This is a genomic window from Streptomyces sp. NBC_00704 (assembly GCF_036226605.1).
Taxonomy (GTDB): Bacteria; Actinomycetota; Actinomycetes; order Streptomycetales; family Streptomycetaceae; genus Streptomyces.
The window spans coordinates 4,083,639-4,099,880 of record NZ_CP109000.1 but is presented as its reverse complement, the minus strand read 5'-3'; the positions used below and the strand labels follow the sequence as shown (position 1 = coordinate 4,099,880).

The 16,242-nt window shown below is 68.4% G+C and carries 10 protein-coding genes; 3 read left to right on the top strand and 7 right to left on the bottom strand.

All coding sequences use genetic code 11. The features are described 5' to 3' along the window. Positions 1-140: 140 nt before the first annotated feature. Both murJ and OG802_RS17865 read right to left on the bottom strand, forming a co-directional pair. Entirely contained in the window at positions 141-2,453 is a 2,313-nt protein-coding gene (gene murJ / locus OG802_RS17870) for a murein biosynthesis integral membrane protein MurJ (protein WP_329411715.1), read from the bottom strand. 44 nt (positions 2,454-2,497) lie between these two features. Next, the gene (locus OG802_RS17865) at positions 2,498-4,894 is read right to left on the bottom strand and encodes a DUF6049 family protein (RefSeq protein ID WP_329411714.1); all 2,397 of its coding nucleotides are present in this window, start codon (positions 4,892-4,894) and stop codon (positions 2,498-2,500) included. 257 nt (positions 4,895-5,151) lie between these two features. Between OG802_RS17865 and OG802_RS17860 the strand changes: the two genes are divergently transcribed. Continuing rightward, entirely contained in the window at positions 5,152-6,618 is a 1,467-nt protein-coding gene (locus OG802_RS17860; RefSeq protein ID WP_329411712.1) for a CCA tRNA nucleotidyltransferase, read from the top strand. Positions 6,619-6,715: 97 nt separating this feature from the next. Here OG802_RS17860 and OG802_RS17855 read toward each other — a convergent pair whose 3' ends face one another. From OG802_RS17855 to OG802_RS17835, 5 genes are all read right to left on the bottom strand, one after another. Beyond that, on the bottom strand, positions 6,716-7,471 hold the full coding sequence (locus tag OG802_RS17855) for a hypothetical protein (protein ID WP_329411711.1): 756 nt from the start codon (positions 7,469-7,471) through the stop codon (positions 6,716-6,718). A 277-nt stretch (positions 7,472-7,748) separates the two neighbouring features. Further along, positions 7,749-8,264 (bottom strand): LppU/SCO3897 family protein, encoded by a 516-nt coding sequence (locus OG802_RS17850; protein ID WP_329411710.1) that lies wholly within the window; start codon positions 8,262-8,264, stop codon positions 7,749-7,751. A gap of 109 nt (positions 8,265-8,373) precedes the next feature. Further along, positions 8,374-9,648, bottom strand: coding sequence for an MFS transporter (locus OG802_RS17845; protein ID WP_329411708.1), 1,275 nt, complete (start codon positions 9,646-9,648; stop codon positions 8,374-8,376). A gap of 94 nt (positions 9,649-9,742) precedes the next feature. Continuing rightward, a complete protein-coding gene (locus OG802_RS17840; protein WP_329411706.1) occupies positions 9,743-10,825 on the bottom strand; it encodes an inositol-3-phosphate synthase in 1,083 nt (360 codons plus the stop codon). 44 nt (positions 10,826-10,869) lie between these two features. Beyond that, the gene (locus tag OG802_RS17835; RefSeq protein WP_329411703.1) at positions 10,870-11,553 is read right to left on the bottom strand and encodes a PadR family transcriptional regulator; all 684 of its coding nucleotides are present in this window, start codon (positions 11,551-11,553) and stop codon (positions 10,870-10,872) included. A gap of 352 nt (positions 11,554-11,905) precedes the next feature. Here OG802_RS17835 and OG802_RS17830 point away from each other — a divergent pair, with 352 nt between their 5' ends. Beyond that, entirely contained in the window at positions 11,906-14,593 is a 2,688-nt protein-coding gene (locus tag OG802_RS17830) for a transglycosylase domain-containing protein (RefSeq protein ID WP_329411701.1), read from the top strand. Between the two features lie 131 nt (positions 14,594-14,724). Continuing rightward, positions 14,725-16,224 (top strand): glycosyltransferase family 87 protein, encoded by a 1,500-nt coding sequence (locus OG802_RS17825; RefSeq protein WP_329411698.1) that lies wholly within the window; start codon positions 14,725-14,727, stop codon positions 16,222-16,224. Positions 16,225-16,242 lie beyond the last annotated feature (18 nt).

Below are 16,242 nucleotides of genomic sequence, written 5' to 3'. Positions count from 1 at the left end.
TCCGACGCCGAACCCAATTGTGCCCACAGTCCGCCGCTATGCACGACACGCGGCGGCGAACGATGGTTGTGCGACTGCCCCTCGCTCACCTTCGTTCAACAGGCGGCGCTCCTTTCCCGGACCCGGTCCGTCCGTGGTCGTCAGCGCCCCAGGCGGCCGCGGACCATGCCGACCAGCGAGTTGAGTTCCTCGATGCGCATTCTGCGGGCGGCGAGGAAGAAGACGCCGAGCAGGAGCGCGCCGCCGGCCAGCAGTGCGGCGAAGGAGCCCAGGGCGCCCTGGCCCAGGCTGTGTCCGATGCCGTAGCAGGCCGCGCCGCTGATCAGGGCGGCGGGCAGGGAGGCGATGCACAGGCGGGCGTAGGTCCGCAGGACGTGGGAGCCGTCGAGGTCGCCGTCGAGCCGCTTGCGCAGCCGGTTCCAGGCGACGCCGACGCCGATCCCGTAGGCCAGGCCGTAGGAGGCCGCCATGCCGACCACGGCCCAGCGGGCGGGCAGGACGAAGTAGCAGACCGCCGAGGCGCCCGCGTTGACGGCGGCCACGATGACCGTGTTGTAGAAGGGGGTGCGGGTGTCTTCGTAGGCGTAGAAGGCGCGCAGGACGACGTACTGCACGGAGTAGGGGATCAGGCCGAGGCCGAAGGCCATCAGCATGAAGCCCATGTTCGTGGCCTCGCTGGTGCCCGAGGAACCGAAGATCAGCGTGCACATCGGGATGCCGAGGGCGAGGAAGCCGAAGGCGATCGGCACGATCGCGACGGCCGTGGTGCGCAGGCCCTGGGAGATGTCGTCGCGGACCGCGCCGCCGTCGCCCTCGGCGGCGGAACGGGAGATGCGCGGCAGCAGTGCGGCCATCAGGGAGACGGTGATGATGGCCTGCGGCAGGCCCCAGATCAGCTGGGCGTTGGCGTAGGCGGCGAAGCCCGTGCCGTCGACCGGCGACTCCTCGCCGGCCGACGTGGACAGCTGGGTCACGACGAGCGCGCCGGCCTGGTTGGCCAGGACGAACAGGACGGTCCACTTGGCGAGTGTCGCGGCCTTGCCGAGGCCGTGACCCTTCCAGTCGAAGCGCAGCCGCAGCCGGAACCCGGTCTCGCGCAGGTACGGGATCATGGCGAGGGCCTGGACGACCAGGCCCAGCAGGATTCCGATCCCGAGGAGGCGCTCGCCCTCCGGCGGGATGGTCGTGACCTTCATGCCGGAGTCGGCGGAGGTGCCGTAGACCCAGATGAACATGCCCAGCGTCACGATGATGACGATGTTGTTCAGGACGGGCGTCCACATCATGGCGCCGAACTTGCCGCGGGCGTTGAGGATCTGACCCATCACCACGTGGACGCCCATGAAGAAGATCGAGGGCAGGAAGTAGCGGACGAAGGTGACGCCGACGTCGTTGGCCGCCGGATTGCTGGCCACCGAGTCGGACAGGAGGCGGATCAGGACGGGGGCCGCGGCGATCGCGGCGACCGTGAGCAGGCCCAGCGCCACCATGACCAGGGTGAGCAGTCGGTTGGCGTACGCCTCGCCGCCGTCCTCGTCCTCCTTCATGGCGCGCACGAGCTGCGGCACGAAGACGGAGTTGAGTCCGCCGCCGACGGTCAGGATGTAGATCATCGTCGGTAGCTGGTAGGCCACCTGGAAGGTGTCGCCGAGCAGGCCGACGCCCAGCGCGGAGACGATCAGCGCGGAGCGGACGAAGCCGGTGAGGCGGGAGACCATCGTGCCCGCCGCCATGACGGCGCTGGACTTCAGCAGTCCGGACGCGCGACCGCCCTTCTTGGGGGCGGGAGCGGCGGCTGCGGCCGGTGCGGGCGCGTCGGGTGTCGCGGTGAGGTTCATGGTCTGGTCGATCGCGGGCGTGGCGGCCACCGGAGCCTGGTACTGCTGCGGTGCGCCCTGCTCGCCCGGCGGCTGGGCCGGACCGGGCACGGCCGGGCCGTCGGCCGGCGGGCGGGAGTCGCCCTGCTGGTAGCCGGCCTGCTGGTAACCGCTCTGCTGCTGGTCCCGGAACAGGTGGGCGAAGGCGTCCGGCTGGTGCTGCTGCTCGCCGGAATGCGTGACCAGGTCGTCCACGCCCACGAACTGGGTGGTGCGCGGGTCGTCGCCGTACGGGAGGTACTGCGTGGGGCCCTCCGGTTCGGGCGCGGGGGTCTGGGCCCACACATGAGGGTCGGGCGCGTACGGGGACTGCGGGGGGCGGCCGTAGAGGGGCTGCGGCGGCTCCTGGGAGCCCGGGGGCGGCGGAGGGTGCGCCGCGCGGTCGTAGAGCGCCTCGGCGACCGGGTCCTGCGCGGTGAGGTCCTGGGCCCGGTAGGGGTCCTGGTCGTAGGCGTCCTGGAGGTACATGTCCGCGGGGTGCTGCGGCGGCACCTGGCCCTGCTCGGGCGGCGGGCCCTCGGGGCGCCCCGGGCCGCCCGCGGCCCGGCCGCGGTCACCGTCGTACGGCGCGTTCATGGCTACCCCACCTCATCGTCCCGGGCCCACCGGCCACGACATCCTCAACGGTCCACTCTCTCACCCGTGCCGGACGGGTCTGCGCTTTCCGCTTGGGTGTCCGGGCTCTCGTCACTCGGCTGCTCATCGTCGTCTGCCCCGGCCTGCGCGCCGGACTCTTCAGTGTGACGGTCCTGGGGGGCCGCGGAATCCTGCGGGTCGTCCGCGGGCCCTTCGCCCTCGTCGGGACCGTCCTCGTCGGCTTCCGCGGACTCGCGGGCGGCGGCGCGCTTGCGCTGGGTGTACATGCGGAAGCCGGCCAGCACCAGGAGCAGGACGCCGCCGCCGATGACCAGCATCACCGTGGCGGTGATCTCGGTGACCTTCACGTCGAAGGTGACCGGCGCCCCGTACTCCTGTCCGTCCTCGGTGTACAGCTGGGCGATCACCGTCGTCTGGCCGTTGACCTTGGCGGACGTGCTGAACTTCACCGTCGTCGTATGGCCGCCGGAGACCGTGATCCGCTGCTCCGCGTACGGCTCGCCGGAGATCTCCAGGCGGGTCGGGTTGGTGGAGGTGAGCCTCAGGACCAGGTGGTCCACTCCCTGCACCAGGTTGTTCTGCACGGTCACCGGGATCGTGGCGCTGCGCCCGGAGAGCTTGGTCTCCGACTTGTCGATCAGCTTGACCTGTCCGGTCAGTGTGTCGAGATACGCGCGCACGCCCTCCCGGAACGCGCTCGCCGCGGCGCTGCGGCCCCGCCAGGAGGTGGACATCTCCCGGTTCAGCGCCCGCCCGAAGGGGGTCACGACCCTTGCCTCGTTGGCGAGGATCACCTTGAAGTTGTCCAGCTTGTCCTGGGTGTCCGCGATCTCCTCGAACGCCGACCGGGGCAGCTCCCGCTTGCGCAGCGACGCCGGGTACGCGGCCCGGGACGGCACCTTCGTGCTGGCGGCCGGGTCGGGCTTGGCCTTGGCGGCCGCCGTGAGCTGCTGGGGCTGCGACCAGGTGCCGCCCTGGAGCCGGGTGACGGCCTCAGCGAGTGCGCGGGCCTGGTCGGCGGTCGGCATGCGCTGGGGGGCGACGACGATGCTGCGCTGCTTGTCCGTCTGGAGGTTCAGCTCCAGACTCTGTGCGAGGAACTCCTGCACGGCGAGCGTGGACGCCGATGCTGTCGTGAGATCGCCCTCGAAGATCGTGGACAGCCACGAGTCGGCGACCACGGCGGTGGTGCCGCCGCCGATGGGGCGGGCGGCGGACGGGGTGTAGGAGAGGTCGCCGGTCTCGGCGAGGCTGTCGCCGCGGGCGATGACCTTGTCGGCGCCGGCGGAGGTGGCGACCTTGACGATCGACGGGTCGACGGCGCCTTCCACCGGCCAGGCGAAGTCGGTGCTCGGGGTCACGTGGAGCACGGTCTCCACCGTGGTGGCGGCGACGTCCGTGGCTTCCTTGAGCTGGCTCAGGGAGCCGGCGACGCCGGTGCCGTTGTGCGCGAGCGAGGCCAGGTCGGGGTCGGCGAAAGGCAGCGCGACGACTTCCTTGCCCGTGACCGCGCTCTGCAGCTCGTCGAGCCACTGCTTGGCGACCGCCTGCTGCGTGCCGGCCGTCGTGGTGTCGCCTGCGCCCCGGATGCGATAGCTGCCGGTCATGGCGTCGACGGACGCCAGCAGGTCGGGGTCGATCACCCACGTGACGTCGAGCTGCTTGCCCAGGGCCAGCAGCTGGGCCAGGCGGCCGCCGGGGGCGATCTCCTTGGCCAGGTCCTCGTTGAGGAAGACGGGGGTCTGCTGTGCGTTCGAGCCGGTCTCCGCCGTCATGTGGACGGTGGACATCAGCGGCCACAGCACGGTCGTGGGCGTGCGCGTGTCCGCCTCGCCGTCCTGCCACGGGAGGAAGGTGCGCTGTACGCCAAGGACCCGGTCCCACGGCTGCGTGGACGTCTCGCCGGAGAGGGAGACCCCCAGCGGGTAGACCCCGTCCTTGCCGAGGTCGAGTTTGTCGACCGGGACGGAGATGCTGAAGGGCTGGGCCACGCCGGGCGTGAGCTTGGCGAACTTGGCGACGTACTTGCCGCCGACCGTGACGCCGTCGTCGGAGGAGAGGGAGTCCGCCCGCTTGGCCGCCCTGTCGATCGCCGAGCGGGTGGCGAGCGCCTGGCCCACCTGCAGGTCCACGTGGGCGGCCGTGACGGCCTGCTTGCCGTTGTTGGTGACCGTGCCCGAGACGGTCAGGGTGTCCCCGTCGGCCGGGGCGCTGGGGCTGAGCGAGTCGACGGCGACGGCGACCGTGCCCGTGTCGGAGGCCTCTCTGACACCGGTCTGTCCGGCGGCCTGCGCGGTGACGGCGGGCAGCTGGAGGAGACCGGCCAGCAGGGGCGCGCCGGCGAGCAGTGCGCCGGTGCGCCGCAGCCACCGGCGGGCAGGTGAGGGAGTCATCCCCGGAAAGTCTGCCGCCTCGGCCACGCGCTCGCCCGTCCCTCGTCGTCGTCAGTGGTCGTCGGAATGTGCGTCCACGCATCGTAACGATGCGCGCTGAGGGGAAGTGCCGCGGACTGCTCCACGAGATCGCGAGCGGCGGTCGATTCATCTGCTATGTGCGGGTATAAGGAGCAGCGGTTCTCAAACGGTCGAAAACCTGCCCTGCGGCCCTGCCGACAGGGCCGCCCGGCGTCGCTCATAGGGGCGGCTCCGGTTCGCGCGGCCACGTACCCTCTTTTGTTGTGCCGAACGCCAACGAAGACAATCTCAGTGCCCTCAGCCAGGTGCAGCACCGCGCGGTGAGTGAATTGCTGCGGGTCGCCCCTGTCGCCGACGACCTCGCCCGCCGCTTCCAGGAGGCCGGGTTCTCCCTCGCCCTGGTCGGCGGCTCGGTCCGGGACGCGCTGCTCGGCCGGCTCGGCAATGACCTGGACTTCACGACGGACGCCCGGCCCGAGGACGTCCTGAAGATCGTCCGGCCGTGGGGGGACTCCGTGTGGGAGGTCGGGATCGCCTTCGGTACGGTCGGTGTCCAGAAGGAGGCCCGGGTCGGGGACGTCGACCGGTCCTTCCAGATCGAGGTCACCACCTACCGCTCGGAGGCGTACGACCGCACCTCGCGCAAGCCCGAGGTCTCCTACGGAGACAGCATCGAGCAGGATCTCGTGCGGCGCGACTTCACGGTGAACGCCATGGCGGTGGCCCTGCCGGAGAAGGAGTTCATCGACCCGCACGGGGGCCTCGGTGACCTGGCGGCACGTGTGCTGCGTACCCCGGGCACCCCGGAGGAGTCCTTCTCGGACGACCCGCTGCGCATGATGCGCGCCGCCCGCTTCGCCGCCCAGCTCGACTTCGAGGTCGCCGCGGACGTCGTCACGGCCATGAAGGAGATGTCCGACCGCATCGAGATCGTCTCGGCCGAGCGGGTCAGGGACGAGCTGAACAAGCTGATCCTCTCCGCGCACCCGCGCAAGGGACTCTCGCTGCTGGTCGACACCGGCATCGCCGAGCGGGTGCTGCCCGAGCTGCCCGCGCTGCGGTTGGAGAGCGACGAGCACCACCGGCACAAGGACGTCTACGAGCACACCCTGATCGTTCTCGAGCAGGCCATCGCGCTGGAAGAAGAAGGGCCCGACCTCGTCCTGCGGCTCGCCGCTCTGCTGCACGACATCGGCAAGCCCCGCACCCGCCGCTTCGAGAAGGACGGCCGCGTCTCGTTCCACCACCACGAAGTGGTGGGCGCCAAGATGACGAAGAAGCGGATGACGGCGCTGAAGTACTCCAACGAGCTGGTGAAGGACGTCTCCCGCCTGGTCGAACTCCACCTGCGCTTCCACGGGTACGGCACGGGCGAGTGGACGGACTCCGCTGTGCGCCGCTATGTACGGGACGCGGGGCCGCTGCTCGAACGGCTCCACAAGCTGACGCGCTCGGACTGCACGACGCGCAACAAGCGCAAGGCGGCCACCCTCTCCCGCGCTTACGACGGCCTGGAGGAGCGCATCTCCCAGCTGAAGGAGCGGGAGGAGCTGGACGCGATCCGTCCCGACCTGGACGGCAACCAGATCATGGAGATCCTGGGCGTCGGCCCCGGCCCCGCCATCGGCAAGGCCTACAAGCACCTGTTGGAACTGCGGCTGGAGAACGGCCCGATGGAGTATGACGCAGCGGTGGCGGCCCTCAAGGAGTGGTGGGCCGAGCAGGGCTGACGGTTGAAAGGGCGGGCATGTTTCACGTGAAACATGCCCGCCCTTTCAACCTGTCGCCGCTGTGCGTCGAGCCGCGCGTAGGCGTGACCCGTCGGGCTTACACGTTCTTCAGAGAGGCGGTCCCGGTGCCGTTGCGGCTGACCGTGAGCGTCTGCTTCTTGTCAAACGCGAAGGTGGTGCTCGAGACGTTCCAGATTATCGAGGCGATCGCTGTGTGGCCGCCCACGCAGCTTGCGCCCCGTCGGCAGAACTGCTGAGTACCGCGAGACTTCTTCGCCTTCTCCTTGGAGACGATCACGAGGCCCACCCTCTGTGAGGCGCCGTCGGCGTCGATCACCTCGGTGATGTCACTCCCGTTGCTGTGAAACTGGACCCAGATGCTGAGCGACAGGGCAGGGATGCCCAAAACTCTGATCGTGTTCCTGCGCTTCACCTCGTGGTTACCTACGGGCAACGCACCACCTGCGGCGGCCGAGGGTGCACTGACGACGCTCTCGGACTCGAAGGTGATGTCGCCGTTTCGGAGTGGGACGGTCCGATTGATGTTCGTGGTGAGAGCAGTGACGTTGCTCGGCTCGTCGGTGCTCGCGGTGAGGAAGTCCTTGTACAGAGAAGGGTCCTGGAGGTAGTGCAGGAATTGGCTCTGCTTGTCCGGCGAGAGAGCCTGAAACGCAGCAAGGGTAGCGCGGGAGCCTTCTTCTTTTGAATGCTCCAGGTAGTCGGCGTACGCGGTCGGGCTGGCGAATGCATTCGCGGTGACAGGCTCTGCGGCCGCCACCTGGGTAGCGGTTCCCGCGAGCACCGCCACGGTTGCGGCCGTTGCTCCGAGCGCTCTGAGGGTGCGCAGTTTCATGGTTGTTCCCCCTTGATGCGATGTGAAAGACAGGGCCGTTCAGAGGCTTCCCTCTGGCATGCCTGGCGGACTGGTCAGATCCGCACACATCGATCTTGTCGCCCGAGTGGCTTGAGGGACAAGCGAGTTGAGGAAGCTCAGAGGTCGGTGTGAGGCGAGAGTCGCAGACTCTGCGCTACCGCCGGCCATACAAGAGCGTCGCACGTGAGTCCTGTGCGACGCCCTTGAGGTGCCAGTGCGGATGTTTCACGTGAAACATCGTCTCGATACAGCTGCCTTACTTCGAGTAGTCCTTCAAGCACAACAGGAAGTTGTCGCGCTTGCCGCTCTCGGTGTACGAGTACTGGAAGTCCTTGGCCTCTGCCTGGCACTTGGTGTCAGCCGAGATGCGCGAGTACGTGCCCTTGACCTTGGCCAGCACGATGTACTGCGCCTGCGACGAGTCGCACTTGACGACCTCGAGGTCCGGGTTGTTGTTGTCGCTGTTGCCACGGTGCATGCAGTCGCCGACAGCCGCCGTCTTGGCGTCGTCCTGGCTTGATATGTAGCCGCCAATGGCCGCACCGATGACCGCGATGACAACGACCACCTTCATGACCAGCTTGAAGCTGACCTTGCGGCGGGGCTGCTCCGGCGGGACCGCGCCATAAGGGGCGGTGGGGTAGCCGGGCTGACCGGGCTGCTGGGGGTAGCCGCCCTGCGGCGGGTACGGAGCCTGACCCTGGGGCTGGCCGTAGGGCTGCTGGCCCGGCTGCGCGAACGGGTTCTGGCCCTGGGGCGGCGGAGTCGACACTTGGGGGTCCCCCTAGAAATCTGGACGTGGCGCGAAATCACTCGCGAAGTAAGACGCACGTAAGTTACCGGGCCCCACTGACAACCTTGTAACCGAGAGGGCGTCTGTGTCATTGATGTGACACTCGCCCGCGCGCAAAGCGGGCCATAGTGCCAGCAACCGCTCCGTAGATAACGGCGACCGTGACCACGAGTGCGGGTGAGCGTCCGTCAGCGGGCAGCATCAGGGCGGCGACAGCCGCAGCGCCGACGAAGGCGACGTTGAACAGGACGTCGTAGAGAGCGAAGATCCGGCCGCGGAAGCCGTCCTCCACGCGGGCCTGGACGACGGTGTCGGTGGAGATTTTCGCGCCCTGGGTGACCAGCCCCAGCACGAACGCGGCGACGAACGTGGGGAGCTGGGCGAACGGAAGCATCAGGACGAGTTCCAGTACGGCGGCGACCGCCGCGCAGGCGGTGATCCAGCCGAGGGGACCGAGTCTCTCCGTCACCCACGGGGTCACCACCGCGGCGACGAAGAAGCCGGCGCCGGAGATCCCCACCGCCAGCCCCAGAAGGGCCAGCCCGTCGTTTGGGTCGGACGACCAGGCGTACCGGCACAGCATCAGCAGCATGACGGTCAGGGCGCCGTAGCAGAACCGCATCAGCGAGATCGCGGCGAGGGCCCCGGCGGCCTCCGCGCGCCGGGGTTCGGCGAGGTGACGCACGCCGGCCGAAAGGCCGCGAACGGTGCCCCGCAGAGCGGCCGTCAGCCGCAGCCTGCCGGGACCTTCGTCGGGACCGAGCAGATCCACGGCCATCGACAGGGCGACCAGCGCGGCGCACAGGTACAGCGCGCACGCCAGCAGCACCACGGCCGCGTCGGTGTCCGCGACCGCCAGCCGGACGACGAAGGCGAGACCGCCGCCCGCGACCGCCGCCAGCGTTCCGGCCGTAGGCGAAACCGAGTTGGCCATCACCAGGCGTTCGCCGTCGACGACACGCGGCAGAGCAGCCGACAGTCCGGCCAGGACGAAACGGTTGACCGCGGTCACGCAGAGCGCCGAGGCGTAGAAAAGCTGGTCGGGAACCTGGCTGACCATCAGAACGGCTGTCATCGACGCCAGCAGGGCACGCAAGAGGTTGCCGTGCAGGAGCACTTGTCGGCGGCGCCAACGGTCCAGCAGGACGCCCGCGAAGGGGCCGACCAGCGAGTAGGGCAGCAGCAGGACCGCCATGGCCGAGGCGACCGCGGTGGCCGAGGTCTGCTTCTCCGGCGAGAACACGACGTACGTGGCGAGCGCCACCTGATAGACGCCGTCCGCGCACTGGGAGAGCAGCCGTACGGCGAGCAGTCGCCGGAAGTTCCTCAGGCTCAGCAGAACACGCAGATCACGGGCGGCCATGGGCACAGCCTCACATACGGGGAGGGTCCCCGGGTCATGGACCCGGGGACCCTTCTCAGCCCTGGCAGGAGCGAATTTTCCGTACGGGGTCGGGTTAGCGCTCGACCTCGCCGCGGATGAACTTCTCGACGTTGGCGTAGGCCTCGTCGTCGAAGTACTGCACCGGCGGGGACTTCATGAAGTAGCTCGACGCCGACAGGATCGGGCCGCCGATGCCGCGGTCCTTGGCGATCTTCGCGGCGCGCAGGGCGTCGATGATGACACCCGCGGAGTTCGGGGAGTCCCAGACCTCGAGCTTGTACTCCAGGTTCAGCGGGACGTCACCGAAGGCGCGACCCTCGAGGCGGACGTACGCCCACTTGCGGTCGTCCAGCCAGGCCACGTAGTCCGACGGACCGATGTGGACGTTCTTCTCGCCCAGGTCGCGGTCGGGGATCTGCGAGGTGACGGCCTGCGTCTTCGAGATCTTCTTGGACTCGAGACGGTCGCGCTCCAGCATGTTCTTGAAGTCCATGTTGCCGCCGACGTTGAGCTGCATGGTGCGCTCGAGACGGACACCGCGGTCCTCGAACAGCTTCGCCATCACGCGGTGCGTGATGGTGGCGCCGACCTGGGACTTGATGTCGTCGCCGACGATCGGGACGCCCGCCTCGGTGAACTTGTCCGCCCACTCCTTGGTGCCGGCGATGAAGACCGGGAGGGCGTTGACGAAGGCGACCTTGGCGTCGATGGCGGCCTGGGCGTAGAACTTCGCCGCGTTCTCCGAACCGACGGGCAGGTAGCAGACGAGGACGTCGACCTGCTTGTCCTTGAGGATCTTCACCACGTCGACCGGGGTCTCCGCGGACTCCTCGATGGTCTCGCGGTAGTACTTGCCGAGACCGTCGAGGGTGTGACCGCGCTGGACCGTGACGCCCTTGTTCGGGACGTCGCAGATCTTGATGGTGTTGTTCTCGCTGGCACCGATGGCGTCCGAGAGGTCGAGGCCGACCTTCTTCGCGTCGACGTCGAAGGCGGCGACGAACTCGACGTCACCGACGTGGTAGTCCCCGAACTGCACATGCATCAGGCCCGGGACCTTGGTCGCCGGGTCGGCGTCCTTGTAGTACTCGACGCCCTGCACCAGCGACGCCGCGCAGTTGCCCACGCCGACGATGGCTACGCGAACCGAACCCATTCCGGTTGCTCCCTGTGTGTACGAGTGAGGCCCTGAATGGGCGCTCACGTGGCGGTTTCGTCGGGCGTATCCGCCCCGGGGGTGTCCCCGGGGCGGGGCAGGCCGCCCGTCGATCCAGATGTGTTGTGCTGCTGAGCGGGCCCCCCGGACGGTGGACCCTTCAGGTCCCGTCCGGCCCGCTCGCTCTCGATGAGCTCGTTCAGCCAGCGCACTTCGCGCTCCACGGACTCCATTCCGTGGCGCTGGAGCTCAAGCGTGTAGTCGTCGAGGCGCTCCCGCGTGCGCGCCAGGGAGGCGCGCATCTTCTCCAGACGCTCCTCCAGCCGGCTGCGCCGGCCCTCCAGTACGCGCATGCGGACATCGCGCGACGTCTGGCCGAAGAAGGCGAAACGAGCGGCGAAGGTCTCGTCCTCGTACGCGTCGGGACCCGTCTGGGAGAGGAGCTCCTCGAAGTGCTCCTTGCCCTCCGCCGTCAACCGGTAGACGATCTTGGCGCGTCGCCCTGCGAGTGGAGCTGCGAGGGCGTCCTCGGGGGTGCTCCCCGGCTCTTCGATCAACCAGCCGTTGGCGACCAGCGTCTTGAGGCAGGGGTAGAGCGTGCCGTAGCTGAACGCACGGAACACGCCCAATGACGTATTGAGTCGTTTGCGCAGCTCATAGCCGTGCATCGGTGACTCGCGCAGCAGGCCGAGGACGGCGAACTCAAGGATCCCGGAACGCCGGCTCATCGTCGCCTCCTCTCGCCTTATGCCGCGCTGATGTATCGACTCGATACATCTAGACGATAGAACGGCCTTCCGGATGCGACAAGAGGGGGGATGGTGAACGGGATCACATCACTGATTCGTTGCAGGCGAGTTGCCTGATTTGGGGTGAACTTCGGGGCTAGGCGGGTTTTGGCGGTGCGTAGTCTGTGCGCCATGCACACCACCGGGACCCATGAGACGCCGGGGGGCGTCGAGGTCCTCGGTGCCGTACGGGTGAATGCGCGAGCTACCGCATCCGTACATCGGGGGGACAGGAAACCAGCCGCCTTTTCCAGGCGCGCACGGATGCGCCTGCCCGAGGAGTAATCGTTCGATGAGCGAGCACCGTCGCAAACCGCCGCAGCCGCAGGGAGGCGGACGTGCCGCGGCCCGACGCGGCCAGTCCGGTGCGTCCTCCGGCCGCCGCGCGGCACCGCGAGGCGCCACCGGATCTCCTGCCGACTACGGGCTGGGCCACGGGTCCGCAAGCGAGGAGCAGCCGACCGGCAGCCGCGCCGACGCCCGACGCGCGTCCCAGAGGAACGCGGGTGGTGGTCGGCGCAGAGCAGCCGAGGCCGCGGCGGGCCGCCGCGGTGGGCAGAGCGGCCCCGGACGGGGCAGAGGGCGCTCGGCGCCCGACCGGACGCGCCTGATCGACTACCCGCGCGCCGACAGGTACGGCTGGCAGCGCTGGATGCCCTCGTGGAAGCTCGTCGCGGGTCTGTTCGTCGGCTTCGTCGGCAGTCTGGTGGCCGTCGCGGGCATCGGATACGCCATGGTCGGCATCCCGGACATCGCCAAGACCGCCACGGCGCAGAACAACGTCTACTACTGGAAGGACGGCAGCCAGATGGTTGCCACCGGTGGTGAGACGAACAGGCAGAACATCGACCTCTCGCAGATCCCGGAGGAGATGCGCTGGGCGGTGATCTCGCAGGAGAACAAGACCTTCTACGACGACAGCGGCATCGACCCCAAGGGCATCGCCCGCGCCGTGTTCAACATGGCCCGGGGCGGACAGACGCAGGGTGGGTCGACGATCACCCAGCAGTACGTCAAGAACGCCATGCTGAACGACCAGTCGCAGACGATCTCCCGCAAGTTCAAGGAGATCTTCGTGTCCATAAAGGTGGGCGCGGAGGTCGACAAGGACCAGATCATGGCCGGCTACCTGAACTCCGCGTACTACGGGCGCAACGCCTACGGGATCCAGGCCGCCTCGCGTGCCTACTTCAACAAGGACGCGATCAAGCTCAACCCGGGTGAGTGCGCGTTCCTGGCCGCCATGCTGAAGGGCGCCACGTACTACGACCCGGCGGGCGCGACGTCCGTCGACTCGGTCGGCGCCACGCCTGCGGCCAACAGCAAGCGGGCCCTGCGCCAGATGCAGGACACCCTCGACAAGATGGTCGAGTACGGCCACCTCGACGCGTCGGTGCGGGCGAAGTACAACACGCTCCCCAAGTGGCAGAACCCCCGGTCGAACACCGACCTGAAGGGCCAGATCGGCTACCTCGTCGACCTCGCCAACGGTTACCTGGTGACCCACAGCAAGGAGACCGGGGTCACCCAGGACACACTGCAGCAAGGCGGCTTCTCGATCTACACGACCTTCGACAAGAACAAGGTCAACCAGCTGCAGGCGTCGGTCAAGAAGGTCCAGGACGCCAACATCAAGCCGAAGCAGCGCCCGGGGACGGACACGCACGTCCAGTTCGGCGGAGCCTCCGTGGAGCCGGCCACCGGCGCGATCCGGGCCATCTACGGCGGTGAGGACGCCACCAAGCACTTCACCGACAACGCCGACCAGACCGGCGCCCAGGTCGGTTCGACGTTCAAGCCGTTCGTGCTGGCGGCGGCGATGACCTGGGGCGTGCGCGACCCGGACCTGGGGTCCTCGCAGGCGCAGGACGAGCGCACCATCGTCTCACCGAAGAGCCTGTTCAGCGGACAGAACAAGCTCAAGATCAGGAACTACGACGACACGGTCTGGAAGAACGAGAAGGGCGAGGAGTGGCTCCAGACCAATGACGGCAACGTCTCGCTGGGGAACCCGCCCGACTACAAGATCGACCTGCGCGAGGCGATGCGCGAGTCCGTGAACTCCGCGTTCGTGCAGCTCGGCATGGACGTCGGTCTGGACAAGGTGAAGGACTCCGCCGTCAAGGCGGGCCTGAAGGAGTCCAGCCTGACCAACAGCGGCTTCCCGTCGTTCTCGATCGGCATCTCCGACCCGAGCGCGATCCGGATGGCCGGTGCCTACGCCACCTTCGCCGCCAGCGGCAAGCAGCGCGATCCGTACTCCGTGGAGAAGGTCACGAGCGAGAAGGGCCAGATCTTCACGCACAAGACGCAGACGCAGCAGGCGTTCACGGACAAGGTCGCCGACAACGTGACCGACGTCCTGAAGACCGTGGTCGACAAGGGCACCGGTACCAACGCCCAGCTGCCGGGTCGTGAGGTGGCGGGCAAGACCGGTACCACCGACGGCAACAAGTCGGCCTGGTTCGTGGGCTACACCCCGCAGCTGTCGACGGCGGTCTCGATGTTCCGCTACGACGACGACGAGTCCAAGAAGGACCGTACGTTCCTGAAGATGTTCGGAACCGGTGGCCAGAAGAAGATCCACGGCGCCTCGTTCCCGGCGCAGATCTGGCACGACTACATGCTCGAGGCGCTGAAGGGCACACCGGCGAAGGACTTCCCGGAGCCCCAGCCCATCGGTGAGGTCGTCAACGCGGAACCGTCGCCGACTCCGACTCCCTCGGCCACCGAGACCGAGGAGGAGGAGACGTCGCCCTCCCCGACGCCGACCAGGTCGGCGATCGAGCCGTCGCCGTCCGCGACGGAGACCTGCCGCAGGTTCTTCGGGTGTGAGAACGACGGCGGGACGAGCAACGGCAACAGCAATGGCAACGGCAACGGCGGCCCGGGCGACCCGAGCCCCTCGCCGAGCCCGTCGGAGTCTCCAGGTGACGACAGAGGCGCCACAGGCGGCTTCTTCGGAGGCCCCGGCGGCTGACCGTGCTCTCGCCCGGCTTGCGTGTTTCACGTGAAACATGCGCATGTTTCACGTGAAACGAGGGCCGCTCCACCGCATCAGGTGGGGCGGCCCTCGGCGTTTTGCTGGGTCTGTACGGCAGGATGGCGCCCATGCCCAGTGCAGAATCCTCGTCGGCGCGCGTGCACGTGCCGGATCCGGTAAGGCCGACCAGCGACGACCCGGTGGCTGCCGCCGGCAGTGAGCTGATCGGCGGCCCTGTCGGCCGGCGGGCCCTGCTGGGGACGTCCTGGTGGACTCCCGTACGGATCGTCGCGCTCGTGGCGATCGGGATGTTCGCCCTCGGACTGATCCAGAAGGCGCCCTGCTACAACGGAGGCTGGTTCTTCGGCGCCACCTCCCAGTACACCCACGCCTGCTATTCGGACATCCCGCACCTTTACCAGGGGCGTGGCTTCGCCGACGGGCTCGTGCCGTACTTCGACAAGCTCCCCGGCGACATGGACTACCTCGAGTACCCGGTGCTCACCGGTGTGTTCATGGAGGTGGCCAACTGGCTGACGCCGGGCGAGGGGAGCATCCAGGACCAGGAGCAGTGGTACTGGATCGTCAACGCGGGGATGCTCATGGCGTGCGCGGCCGTCATCGCCGTCTGTGTGACCCGCACGCACGCCCGGCGCCCCTGGGACGGTCTGCTGGTCGCCCTGGCCCCTGCCTTCGCGCTCACCGCCTCCATCAACTGGGACCTCCTGGCGGTCGCCCTGACGGCCGCCGCGATGCTCATGTGGTCCCGGGGCCGGTCCCTGGCCTTCGGAGTCCTGCTGGGGCTCGCGACGGCCGCCAAGCTTTATCCCGTCTTCCTCCTCGGCCCCCTGTTCGTGCTCTGCTGGCGCGCGGGCAAATGGCGGGACTTCGGCAAGGCGCTGGGCGGCGCTGTCGTGGCCTGGCTGGTGGTGAACCTGCCGGTCATGCTCTTCGCCTTCGAGGGCTGGTCGAAGTTCTACCGGTTCAGTCAGGAGCGAGGCGTGGACTTCGGCTCGTTCTGGCTGATCCTGGCCCAGAACTCCAGCGACCCGCTCACCACCGACAGCGTCAACACCCTCGCCACGCTCCTCGTCGTCCTGTGCGCCGTCGGCATCGCGGCCCTGGCGCTCACCGCCCCCCGCCGTCCCCGCTTCGCCCAGCTGGCCTTCCTGATCGTGGCGGCCTTCATCGTCACCAACAAGGTCTACTCGCCGCAGTACGTCCTGTGGCTGGTGCCGCTGGCGGTGCTGGCCCGGCCCAAGTGGCGGGACTTCCTGATCTGGCAGGCATGCGAGGTCGCCTACTTCCTCGGCATCTGGATGTACCTGGCGTACACGATGAGCGGAGACGCTCACAAGGGACTGCCGACCGACGGCTACCACTGGGTCATCGGCGTGCACCTGCTGGGGACCCTCTACCTGTGCGGTGTCGTCGTCCGCGACATCCTCATGCCGGAACGGGACGTCGTACGGCGAGCCGGCGAGGACGACCCCTCGGGCGGTGTGCTCGACGGGGCGCAGGACGTCTTTGTGCTCGGCGCCGCTGCGCACCCGCCCCGGCACGCCTCCCACTTCGACGGGCCACCGGTGGAGTGGGGCAAGCAGGACGCCGTCGACAGTTCGCCGTGAGCGAACAGCCTTCCGTCC

What these genes read in the sequence shown, in the direction of transcription:
- murJ (WP_329411715.1), bottom strand. Translation starts at nt 2,453, where the DNA reads ATGAACGCGCCGTACGACGGTGACCGCGGCCGGGCCGCGGGCGGCCCG.
- OG802_RS17840 (WP_329411706.1), bottom strand. Translation starts at nt 10,825, where the DNA reads ATGGGTTCGGTTCGCGTAGCCATCGTCGGCGTGGGCAACTGCGCGGCG.
- OG802_RS17825 (WP_329411698.1), top strand. Translation starts at nt 14,725, where the DNA reads ATGCCCAGTGCAGAATCCTCGTCGGCGCGCGTGCACGTGCCGGATCCG.
- OG802_RS17855 (WP_329411711.1), bottom strand. Translation starts at nt 7,471, where the DNA reads ATGAAACTGCGCACCCTCAGAGCGCTCGGAGCAACGGCCGCAACCGTG.
- OG802_RS17845 (WP_329411708.1), bottom strand. Translation starts at nt 9,648, where the DNA reads ATGGCCGCCCGTGATCTGCGTGTTCTGCTGAGCCTGAGGAACTTCCGG.
- OG802_RS17830 (WP_329411701.1), top strand. Translation starts at nt 11,906, where the DNA reads ATGAGCGAGCACCGTCGCAAACCGCCGCAGCCGCAGGGAGGCGGACGT.
- OG802_RS17835 (WP_329411703.1), bottom strand. Translation starts at nt 11,553, where the DNA reads ATGAGCCGGCGTTCCGGGATCCTTGAGTTCGCCGTCCTCGGCCTGCTG.